We start from the raw sequence: 11,184 nt of genomic DNA on the forward strand, positions 1-11,184 counted from the left end.
GATGTGCGCGCAGGAGCGCCGTTTCTAGCCTGACGTCGCAGTGATCTTCCACTGGACGAAGGGGAACGGCGATGGGGAATAGGCTGGGCAAGGCCGCAATGGCGTTGGCGGTGGCGACGACGATCGTGGTGGCGGGCTCGACGCCCGGAGTGGCGGCGATACCCGATATCGGGGTGACGGACGTGGTGCAGACCCGCCGGATCGGTGAACTCCGGACCTCTCCGGACGGCCGGTTCGGCGCCGCCGTCGTCACCGAGCCTTCGGTCGCGGACAACACCGTCACCAGCCGGGTTCTCGTGCTGCCACTGGCGAAACCGGCGGAGGTCAGGACGGTCGCGACGGTGACCGGGACGACCGCCCGGATCACGAACCTGCGCTGGTCGCCGGACGGGACCTCGCTGGCCTACCTCGCGGCGGTCGACGGCGCCGACGAGATCTGGCAGGTGCCGGCGCGAGGCGGGAAGCCGGCGAAACCGCTCGATTTCGCCGGTCCCGCCGTCCTGATCGGTGGTAAGCACGAGGCGTTCCGGCTGGCCAACGTGCCGCCGCATCCGGCGAAGATCCTCGCGTTCGAATGGTCACCGGACGGGCGGAGGCTGGCGTTCACCACGCCGCGGCCCGGCGGCAGGCCGACCGCCGGCGGCGTCGTCTTCGACGAGCGGACGATGGATCTGCGGACCTTGGAGACGGGCGAGTACGACCTGACCCGGAACGGGCTGTGGCTGCTGGACACCGCGACCGGGAAACAGCGGCATATCGCCGACTTCGTGATGGGCCCGCTCGCCGTCCCCGGCAAACCGGGTATGGCGTGGTCACCCGACGGCACCCGGCTCGCGTTCGTGACCAGGGAAAGCCAGCGGCCCACCGACAATATCGACACGGCACGGATACTGGACGCGGCAACCGGTCAAGTGACCATTGTGGACACCGCGAAGGCGCGTCCGCTGCCGTCCGCCTGGTCCCCGGACGGACGTTTCCTCCTCGCGTCGAAGGACGACAAGCTGCTGGCCGTACCCGTCGGCGGCGGTACTCCGGAACCGGTCGCGACCTTGCCCGCCGGAACGCGGATGTCGTCGTCTGGCAGCGCGTGGTGGTCGACGGCGGGTGACCGGGTGTTCGCCATGGCGAGCGACGACCGGCGCGAAACCCTTTACGCGGCAACCCGCTCAGGCACTTTGTCGCCCGTTTCCCCGTCTGACGGTACGTTGTCCGGTTGCTCGTTCGACACAGCCCGGAGTCTCGGTCTCTGCGTCCGGGAGGACGTCGCTTCGCCGCCTCGGCTCGTCGTCGTGGACGCCGCGACCGGGTCCGTGCGCGAAGGTCACGACCCGAACGGCTGGGCCGCGGGTGTCCGGCTGACCCGCCCGCAGCGCGCGGAGTGGACCTTGCCTTCCGGAAATCGGGCGACGGGCTACCGTCTCGTCCCCGGGCGTTGTGGCCGGGAGAGCCGCTGCCCGGCCGTCGTGATCACCCATGGCTACGACGCCACCGAGCGGTTCATGGCGGAGGAGAACGAATGGCAGTATCCGTCGCAGGTCTTCGCCGCGAAGGGATATGTCGTCCTGCTGGTCAACGAGTCGCGGTCGACCCAGGATCCGGGGGACGCCGTCGCGGCCATGGAAGCTGCGGTCAAGTCCGAAGTGGACGGTGGAACCGCCGATCAGGGCAAGGCCGGCATCATGGGCTACAGCCGGGGCGCGTTCGTCAGCGAGGAGGCGATCGCACACTCGACCGTGTTCAAGGCCGCGTCCGCCGGTGAGGGCGGCAGCCCGTCGCTGATCCCCGGCTCCGGGCAGACATCCGAACACGTCAACGGTCCGGTGCTGCAGCAGGTGGGCCCCGCCGCCGGTTCGCTCACGTTGAGCATCCACCAGTTCGTCAAGGGGAAGAACGTGCCTGCCGAATTCGTGCTCTTCGGCGACGAGACGCATGTCTTCCATCAGCCGCGGCATCGGGCGGCGGCGATGAACCAGAACCTCGTTTGGTTCGACCGCTGGCTGCGGAACTGACCCCCTGGCGCTGGATTCTGCTGTCGTGAAGGCCTCCTTTCCTGTCGGGACGTTGGCTGTCCGATTTGCGTCTCTATGTACGGTTATGTGTGGGGTCGTGAGTGATAATGAGGGTTATTGAGGGGTAAGGCAAACATGGCGTGATCGCCTCGCTGACGTGAAGGTTCCCTTCCCTGCCCTGAAGGTAGCGAAGGAGGCCTTCGCGGACTGGTCGCAATCAAGGACTCCCCACTGAGACAGTGGGGCCTCCTTGACTGTCCACAGGGGACACCATTGGACGACTTCATGTCCGATTGATGCCTGTATGTACGGTTTCGAAGGGGGTCGTGAGTGTTAGTTAGGGTTAGAACCCTACTTCGCACTCACGACCCGCTCGCGAAACCACGCATAACGCCCAAGTTGGACACTTACCCGTGCAAATAGGGTCCTTTGTGGACAGACCAGTCGCCGTCCCCGCTCCCGTCAGCCGGTCCGGACCCACGCCGGGGCACGCCACGTTTGGGTTACCTCTCAATAGAACGACTCAAATCACTCACGACCCCCTCGTGAAACCGCGCTGCTCCCGCCATGTCCACCACGACGCGTTGCCTTGTTCCGCTGTAGCGGGCGAAGCCGACCGGCGCGTTGTGAAACCCACTTTCGCAACGCTGAAGGTTGGCAAAGTGGCTTTCGCAACCCACCGCGTACGCCGAAGCAGCACGGCCCGCCGTGTCAGAGCGCGGACGCCGCGCGATAGTCCCTCGGCGAGGTGCCCAGAAGCCGGGTGAACATGGTGGAGAACGCGGCAGGGCTCTCGTAGCCGAGCGAGGCGGCGATCCCGGCGATGGGCTGGCCGTCCGAAAGCAGCGACAGGGAATGCAGGACGCAGGCCCGTTGCCGCCAGCGGGCGAAACTCAGCCCGGTCTCGGCGGTGAAGAGCCGGTTCACCGTCCGCTCGCTCACATGCAGCCGGGAAGCCCAGTCGCCGATCGAGTCGTGGATATCCGGATCGTCCAAAAAGGACTCGCATCGGGCGCGTAGCCGTTCGTGTCCCGGCAGCGGGAGATCGAGCTGGATCGGGGCGCATCGGCGGATCTCGTGCAGGGTGAGGCCGATGACCGCGGCGTCCCGGCCACGCGCGGAGTACAGCGATGGCACGTCGACGGCCTCGTGCAGTAGTTCCCGCAGCAGCGCCGAGACCTCGACGACCTGGCAACGCCGAGGGAACCACGGCACCGCCTTCGGCTCGATGTACAGGCTCCTGGTGCTCACGGTCGTGGTGAAAACCTGATGATCGGTCTCCGGCGGGACGAGCACCGCGCGGCGGGTCGGGATGGTCCACGTGCCCTCGGCCGTCTCGACCCGCATCGACCCCGTCGCGCTGTAGAGGAACTGTGCCCGCCGGTGCCGGTGGCGGGGAATCCGGTGCCCCGGCGGGTAATCGGTGCGGATCGCCACCACCGCCCGGTCGAGGTGGTCGACCTGGTCGATGGGGATGTCACGCACGTCACCGAGGTTACCCGAGCTTGTCCGATACGCGAAAGAAAATGGCGTCCTTTCGAATGCCCGCCGCCCCGGGAACGCCTACCGTCGAAGAAGTGCTGATCGAGATCCTGCTGCTGCTCGGGTTCGGTTGCCTGAGCGGCGTCACCACCGTCCTTTTCGGATTCGGCGGCGGCTTCATCACCGTGCCCGTCGTCTACTCCTTCGCGCTCGCCGAACCGGGAAACGCGCTGGGTGCGATGCACGTGGCGGTGGCCACGTCGGCCGCGGTGATGGTGGTCAACGCCGGCGGCGCGACCCTCGCGCAACTGCGGTCGGGGAGGCTTCGCCGCGACTACCTCTGGCCGCTCATCGCCTTCATCGGGCTGGGTGCCGTGCTCGGTTCCTTCGCCGCCACCGTCGCCGACGAAAGCGTCCTGCGCTGGCTTTTCGTCGCCTACCTCGCGTTGACCATCGCCGACAGCGTGCTCCGGAAAGGGTTCGTGAGCCGGGGAGACGACACGCCACCCCGTGCGCTCGGCGGGCTCACCACCACCGCGGGCGGGACCGGGATCGGTGCCGTGGCGAGTTTTCTCGGGGTCGGCGGCAGCGTGCTCACCGTGCCCCTGATGCGGCGCAAGGGGCTGCCGATGGCCGACGCGGCCGCGCTGGCGAACCCCTTGAGCCTGCCGGTGGCGGTGATCGGCACCGCCGTCTACGCCTTCGCGGCGACGGGTGCTTCTTCGGGCGTCGCTCACCTCGGATACATCGATCTGGTGGCCGCGGCCGCGCTGTTGTGCGGGTCGTTGCCGACGATCGCCGTGACCCGCCGGGTGGTCGGCCGGATCCCGGACCGCGTGCACGCGATCGCGTACCTCACCCTGCTCGCCGCCGCGTTGATAGCGATCGTCCTCCGCTAGTGATCCGATGAGTCGGCTCCAGATCCGATGTCTGAGTGGACAGAAGCGAGTCTTGCGGGCAATAGATCCGATGAATCCTCTATCCCTTTGCCGGATCTTGCGCCAAGATTCTCCGCATGAAGCTGAGATCGATCACCAAACGCATGCTCGTTCTCGGGCTGCTGACGGTTCTCGGGACCACCGGGATCCCGTCCGCGGCCACCGCCGGCCCACTGCCCGCCTCCCCGGACGTGAACGCGACCGGGCTGCCGCGTGGCGGCTGGGAAGCGGTGGGTCCGAACAGCATCGGCGGCCTGCTGGCCGTGTCCCCCGCAGGCCTCCTCATGATGCAGCCCAGCCCGCCGGCGTTGTGGCTCTCCGGCGATCGCGGCGCCTCGTGGACGGCGCGCCGAGGGCTCCCGGCGGAGACCGCCATCCAGGGGTTCTTCGCCGATCCGGTGAACCCCGACCGGATGCTCGCGGTGGGCAACAAACCCGCGGGCGTGCAGGGCGAGTGGCGCGGCCTGCTGCTGAGCACCACCGACGGCGGCCAGACGTGGGAGACCCTGCGCGAGTGGTATCCCGACGGCGCTTTCGGCATGGCCACGGACCCGACCGGTCGCGTCGTCGTGGTGCAGAACCTCGACTCGCTGAGTGTCAGCACCGACGGCGGCGTGAACTGGAACGACGTACCGAGGACGTGGCCCCGCGAAGGGCTCGCCGCGCCGGTCGGCGGGCTCAAGCTCACCCTGGTCGGCGACGACGCCTACTTCACGACGGTCTACCCGGAGTACTCGCTGTGGGTGGTCCGCGGAGTCAGCGGCAAGGAGCCGAAGGCCGAACTCGTCTACCGCGTCAACGGCGAGGTCGGGCAGGTCACTTCGGACGGCAAGCGGTTCGTGGTCACGGTCGGCCCCGAACTGCACGGTTCGACCGACGGCGGGAAGACCTGGACGGTGCTGCGCCGCGATCCCGGCGGGCAGCCGCTGCGCGAACCGCACTTCGTCGGCGGCCGCCTGTACGTCGCGACGTACAACGACATAGACGTCAGCTCGGACGGCGGCCGTACCTGGACCCGCAAACCGGTGCCCGCGCCGGGCGAAGGGGTCAGCGACATGGCCGAACTCCCGGCTGTGGCGGGCAAACCCGCCACCACGCTGATCTCCTCGGTGTACCGAGGGGTGTACGCCGACGGCGGCAAGAGCGGCTACCAGCAGATCGGCGTACCCGGTGAATCCATTCGCGACCTCGTGACCAGCGGGAACCTTCTTCGCGAGAACATCGTGGCCGCCGGGGTGCAGGAGATCTACAACACCCCGCTGCCGCGCGGCAAGGTCACCGCGACGACCAGGAGCTGGCAGTCGCACCCCACCGACCGGCTGCACGAAGACGCGCGCCTGTCCGTCTCGCCGAGCCGCCCGGACGTCGTCTGGCAGGTCACCCGGAACGGCTTCGCGCTCGACGTGCTGCGCAGCGGCGACGGCGGCCGCACCTGGCAGTTCGCGGCGAAGGCGAAAGAGGGCCTCCCCAGGACGATCTTCGCCCATCCGGCCGCCCCGGACAGGCTGTTCGTCTCGGCCTTCGCTCCCAGTGGCTACGTCCTTTACCGCAGCGACGACGCCGGGAAGACCTGGGAAAAGCTCCCCACCGACATCGGCTTCATCGCCTTCGCCGGGGACCCGTGGAACGCGGATCGCGTGTGGGGCGGGGACTCCGGCGGCCTGTCCCGGTCCGATGACGGCGGCAAGACCTGGACCCACGTGTCCGACGAACCGGTCAGTTCGATCTCGGTGAGCCGTTGGGGCGGCGGCCGCGTTCTCGTCGGTGGGGCGGGCCTGCTGCTCAGTGAGGACAACGGCCGGACTTTCCGCCGGGTCCGCGACGGTGACGACCCGCGCGAGATCAGCCGGATCCTGCCGCATCCGTTCGATTTCCGGGTGTGGTTCGCCGGCAGTTCGACCGGGGGAGGCGTGCTGCGCAGCACGGACTTCGGCCGCACCTGGTCGCCGATGCCCGGCGACCTTCCCGACGCCAGGGTGCTCTCCCTGACCACCAGTTCGGACGGCCGGTACCTGTTCGCCGGCACCGCGCAATCCGGCGCGTACCGCCTGACGCTGTACTGAGCCGAAACGCTTCGTGGCCGGAGAAAGTTCCGGCCACGAAGCGTTTACTCGGTCCACCTCCGGCTGTCAGAGTCGAGGTCATGGCCATCGACGTCGCCGCCCTCCGGGCCCACTTCCCGTCTCTCGACGGCGGAACCGCCTTCTTCGACGGACCCGCGGGCACCCAGACACCCCGGCAAGTCGGCGACGCCATCGCCGCGACGCTGACCGGCCCGCTGTCGAACGGTGGCACGGTCAGCCCGTCCGAACTCAACGCCGAGAACGCGGTCGCGGGCTTCCGCGCCGCCTACGCCGACTTCCTCGGCGTTCCGGCCGAGGGCATCGTCCACGGCCGCAGCGCCACCCAGCTGACGTACGATTTTTCCCGGCACCTGGCCAAAACCTGGCGGAAGGGCGACGAGATCGTGGTCAGCCGCCTCGACCACGACGCCAACGTCCGGCCCTGGATCCAGGCCGCCGAACGGGCAGGCGTGACCGTCCGCTGGATCGACATCGACCCCGAAACCACCGACGTCGACCTCGATTCCCTCGTCCTCACCGAGCGGACGCGGCTGGTCGCGGTCACGGCGGCGTCGAACGTCCTCGGCACCAAACCGCCGATCCGCCGGATCGCCGATCTCGCCCACGACGCCGGGGCGCTGGTGTTCGTCGACGGCGTGCACTACGCCGCGCACGATCGGGTGGACGTTCCCGCGCTGGGAGCGGACTTCTTCGTCTGCTCGCCGTACAAGTTCCTCGGCCCGCACTGCGGAGTGCTCGGCGCGTCGCCCGCACTACTCGAAACCGTCGAGCCGGACAAGCTCGTACCGTCGCCCGGCACCGTGCCCGAGCGGTTCGAATTCGGCACTCCGCCCTACGAGATCCTCGCCGGCGCCACCGCCGCCGTGGACTTCCTCGCCGGTATCGACCCGGGAGTGGGCGGATCGCGGCGAGAGCGGCTGACGAGTTCGCTGAACTCCTTGCACGACCACGAACTCTCGCTCCGCACCAGGCTGGAGAAAGGACTGGGAGGCGCCATCACCGTCCACTGCAAGGCGGCCGAGCGGACCCCCACCATCCTGATGAGCCTCGGCGGACGGGAACGCGAGGCCCAACGGCGGCTCGCCGAACGGAACGTCGTCGCGCCGGCGGGTTCCTTCTACGCCTACGAAGTCTTCGCGGCACTGAAACTGGAGGACCCGGCGCTCCGGGTCGGGCTCGCGCCGTACACCAGCGCCGAGGACGTCGACAGGTTGCTGGACGGGCTGGCGGCGTTCAGCTGAGGGACCGGATCTCCTCGACGGCACCCAGCACGTGTTCGGCGTGCGTGCGGTGACTGAGCACGCAAAGCCTGATGAAGAACCGCCCGCGAATCCTGGTACTGGTGAGCAGGTACCGTCCCCGCGCGCGAATCTCGTCGAAAAGCCGTTCGGTCGCGCCGTCGCCCGCTTTCGAGCGGAAGACCACAGTGGACAGTCGCGGTGGCCAGGGTAGTTCCAGTCCAGGGACGCGGAGAAGCTCCTCGTAGGCCCGTCGGGCGAGGTCGAGTTTCTCGTCCAACGCGTCCCGGAAGGATTGGACACCGTGCAGCCGCAACGGAAGCCAGACTCCGAGCCCGCGGTGCTCCCTGGTCAGTTCGAGGCCGCGATGGGCGTAGTCGGGCAGTCCCTCACGCTGTCCGAGGTCCTGGTAGTAGGCGGCTTGCCGGTGGTACGCGCGATCGAGCGTCGTGGTGTCCCGCACCAGGAGCGCGCCGATCCCGTAGGGCAGGAACAGGCCCTTGTGCGGATCGAGGGTGATCGAGTCGGCCCGTTCGATCCCTGCGAAGCGGGCACGTCCGCGTTCGGTCAGCTGGAACGCGCCGCCGTACGCGCCGTCGACGTGGAACCACAGGTCTTCGCGGCGGGCGAGGTCGGCGAGTTCGGCCAGCGGGTCGACGGCGCCGGTGTCCGTGGTCCCCGCCGTTCCGGCGATCAGGAAGGGGACCAGCCCGCGACGCCGGTCCTCGGCGATCATGCGGGCGGTGGCGAGCGGATCCATCCGCAGCTCGTCGTCCACCGGGACGACCCGCACGCTTTCCGGGGGCAGTCCGGCGATCGACGCGGCTTTGGCGACGCAGACATGCGTGTGCTCGCTGACGTACAGCGTGCCGTCCGGTGCGCGTCTCGCCGCGACGACGGCGGTGAGCGTCGCCAGTGAACCGCCGGAGGTCAGCACCCCGCCCGAACCGGCGGGAAGGCCGAACTCCGCGCACAGCCACCGCAGGACGCTTTCCTCGATCGCGACCAGACCCGGTGCCATGTCGGCGACCGTGCCGAACCGGTTCATCGTCAGTGTGAGCAGCCCGGCCATCGCGGAGGTGACCAGTCCACCCGCCGGGATGTACCCGAGATAGCGCGGTCCGGCGGTCTCGACGCCGAGCGCGGCCGCCGCGCCCACGGTGTCGAGCAGTTCGCCAAGCGGCCGGGCGTCGTCGGTGATGGAGACATCGCCCTCGAAGGCGGAGGGGTCGTGCGCGGGCCTGTCGGCTAGCCCGGCGACGAAGGAGGTGACGAACTCGAGCGCCGCGTTCCCGAGTTCGCGCAGTTCGGCGTCGGAGGGTTCGAGAGGGAGCATGTCCCGCAGTCAAGCGGTGACCGGCCCGCCGTTCTTGTACGTTCTTGCACCGCGCGCCGGTACTGGCCGGGAGTGATGCCGAGCGTCTTGCGGAAGTGCCTGCTCAGATGCGCCTGGTCGACGAAACCGACGGCCGTGGCCGCTCCCGCGAGACCGGCTCCGCGCCGGATCAGGGTGCACGCCTTCCGTACGCGGTACTGGGTCAGATACGCGTGCGGCGGGAGGCCGTAGGTCGCGCGGAAGGCGCGCAACAACGCGAACCGGGTCGTGCCCAGGAGTTCCGCGAGTTCGCCGAGGCTCGGCGGGGCGAGGTGTTCGTCGCTGAGGATGTCGCGGGCCGCGGCTGCGACCGGTCGCGCCGGAACCTGTTCGTGCGGAAGCCCGCCGTACCGGCCGAAGACGTGGGCGAGCGCGGCGCACAGCAGGGTGTCCGCCGTGCAGACGTCCTCGGCCATCGCCCGGACCGCCGTGCGGAGTGCGTTCCGCACCACGGGATCGTCCGTGATCCTCCTGGTGAGGGCCGGGGCTCCGCCGAGACTGGACCGCACGAACTCCACGGGCACGTAGAACGCGTGGTAGGTCCAGCCTTCGCCGGTCATCGCCCGCCCGGTGTGAATGGTTTCGGGGTTGATCAGGACGACGTCGCCGGGACCGACGTACTCGCGATCGTCGCCGTAGGAAAGTTCCTCCGACCCGTGTTCGACCACGCCGATCGTGTAGGTCGAGTGGGCGTGCCTGCCGAAGACGTGGCGGCGGTAGCGGGCGTGCAGCACGCCCAGTTCGGGTGAGCACGGATGACACCGGTAGTGGACGAACTCCCCAGCTTCCACCCGGCCAGCGTAACCCGCGGGTCTCGTAAGTGGTGATGACGGTTTCTGACCGTCATTACCACTCACGAGGGGCGGTCGGCACGTGGGTCGCGGTAGGCGGGGCGATCGCATTCGGCTAAGGTCGGCTTCAGAAAGCGGTTCTGAGCGTTGAGAAGTTAGCGCCGATCCGCCGGTAACCGGGTTGGTTGCGGCGGTTGATGGTGCGCGCTCGGCGCCGGTTCCCGCCGGTGGCTCCCGCGGTGCATCACGCCGATGTGCAGAAGTGGGAGAGGCGGGCTTTGGCCAATGAAATCGACTGGCAGCGGGACAAGAACCGATTCGTCGAGGATGTCGGCGAACTGCCAGTGACCCCTGAGAACGGTCCCCGGCTTGTCGCCGGGCCACTGGTTACCCAGTTCGTATCCCTGACCAGGGCTTTGCTGGATTCCGGCTCGGTCGCGGCGGTGCTCGAGCGCGTGGTCTTCGCGACCCGGGACCTGGTGCCGGGTGCGGATCTGGTGAGTGTCACCCTCCTCGATCCCGACGGCGGATTCCACACGCCGGTGCGGACCGACGAGATCGCCGGTGAACTGGACCAGTTGCAGTATCAGTACGGGGAAGGTGCCTGCGTCGAAGCGGCGCGGGTTTCGGGACCGGCGGCGGCCTTCAGCGACAACCTCGCCGAAGACGCCCGCTGGCCGCGGTTCGGGCCTGCCGCCGCGACGCTCGGGTTCCACTCGCTGGTTTCGACGGCTCTGCTGCCGGAAGCGTCGAGTTCGCAGCTGTCGGGAGCCTTGAACGTCTACTCGCGGCGTCCGCACGGCATCGCGAGAGAAGACCGGGACGTGTTGTTGCTGCTGGCGACACACGCGTCGCTGGCACTGGCGACCACGCAGGCGGTCACGCGCGGCCAGCTCCAGGAGGAGCAGCTCCAGCAGGCACTGGACAGCAGGGACGCGATCGGGCAGGCCAAGGGCATCCTGATGGCGCGGCGCGGGATCGACGCGGCCGAGGCGTTCGAAGTCCTGCGGCATACGTCGCAGAACATGAACGTCAAACTCCGGGAACTGGCGGAGATGCTGTCCAAACGGCATACGGAATTGCACCTGCCCGACTGAGCGGTGAAGGCGCCTTGGTGGGGGGGGGGGGGGGGGGGGGGGGGGGGGGGGGGGGGGAGGAGGGGGGGGGGGGGGGGGGGGGGGGGGGGGGGGGGGGGGGGGGGGGGGGGGGGGGGGAGGGGGGGGGGGGGGGGGGGGGGGGGGGGGTGTTTATTTAGTGTGGTGTCGAG

General features: G+C 68.9%; 8 protein-coding genes. 5 read left to right on the plus strand and 3 right to left on the minus strand.

The genetic code is table 11. The features are described from left to right. Positions 1-71: 71 nt before the first annotated feature. On the plus strand, positions 72-2,009 hold the full coding sequence (locus ACZ7KI_RS34645; protein ID WP_470277240.1) for a hypothetical protein: 1,938 nt from the start codon (positions 72-74) through the stop codon (positions 2,007-2,009). Positions 2,010-2,720: 711 nt separating this feature from the next. Here ACZ7KI_RS34645 and ACZ7KI_RS34650 read toward each other — a convergent pair. Then, on the minus strand, positions 2,721-3,494 hold the full coding sequence (locus ACZ7KI_RS34650; protein WP_470277241.1) for an AraC family transcriptional regulator: 774 nt from the start codon (positions 3,492-3,494) through the stop codon (positions 2,721-2,723). A gap of 92 nt (positions 3,495-3,586) precedes the next feature. On the opposite strand from ACZ7KI_RS34650, the gene ACZ7KI_RS34655 reads away from it, so the two are divergent. From ACZ7KI_RS34655 to ACZ7KI_RS34665, 3 genes are all read left to right on the plus strand, one after another. Then, positions 3,587-4,390, plus strand: coding sequence for a sulfite exporter TauE/SafE family protein (locus tag ACZ7KI_RS34655; RefSeq protein WP_470277242.1), 804 nt, complete (start codon positions 3,587-3,589; stop codon positions 4,388-4,390). A gap of 116 nt (positions 4,391-4,506) precedes the next feature. Further along, the gene (locus tag ACZ7KI_RS34660) at positions 4,507-6,492 is read left to right on the plus strand and encodes a WD40/YVTN/BNR-like repeat-containing protein (protein ID WP_470277243.1); all 1,986 of its coding nucleotides are present in this window, start codon (positions 4,507-4,509) and stop codon (positions 6,490-6,492) included. Between the two features lie 80 nt (positions 6,493-6,572). Next, positions 6,573-7,754, plus strand: a complete 1,182-nt coding sequence (locus tag ACZ7KI_RS34665) for a cysteine desulfurase-like protein (protein WP_470277244.1) — start codon at positions 6,573-6,575, stop codon at positions 7,752-7,754. On the opposite strand, the gene ACZ7KI_RS34670 is transcribed toward ACZ7KI_RS34665, so the two are convergent. Further along, positions 7,747-9,087 carry a pyridoxal phosphate-dependent decarboxylase family protein gene (locus ACZ7KI_RS34670; RefSeq protein WP_470277245.1) on the minus strand — a complete coding sequence of 447 codons (1,341 nt, stop codon included), beginning with the start codon at positions 9,085-9,087 and terminating at the stop codon, positions 7,747-7,749. The two genes, ACZ7KI_RS34665 and ACZ7KI_RS34670, sit on opposite strands and share 8 nt — an antisense overlap. Further along, entirely contained in the window at positions 9,000-9,917 is a 918-nt protein-coding gene (locus ACZ7KI_RS34675) for an AraC family transcriptional regulator (protein ID WP_470277246.1), read from the minus strand. The genes ACZ7KI_RS34670 and ACZ7KI_RS34675 overlap by 88 nt, the downstream gene beginning before the upstream one ends. 278 nt (positions 9,918-10,195) lie before the next feature. Between ACZ7KI_RS34675 and ACZ7KI_RS34680 the strand changes: the two genes are divergently transcribed. Continuing rightward, entirely contained in the window at positions 10,196-11,014 is an 819-nt protein-coding gene (locus ACZ7KI_RS34680; RefSeq protein ID WP_470277247.1) for an ANTAR domain-containing protein, read from the plus strand. Positions 11,015-11,184: the final 170 nt, after the last annotated feature.

The organism is Amycolatopsis sp. NPDC039088 (assembly GCF_055598845.1).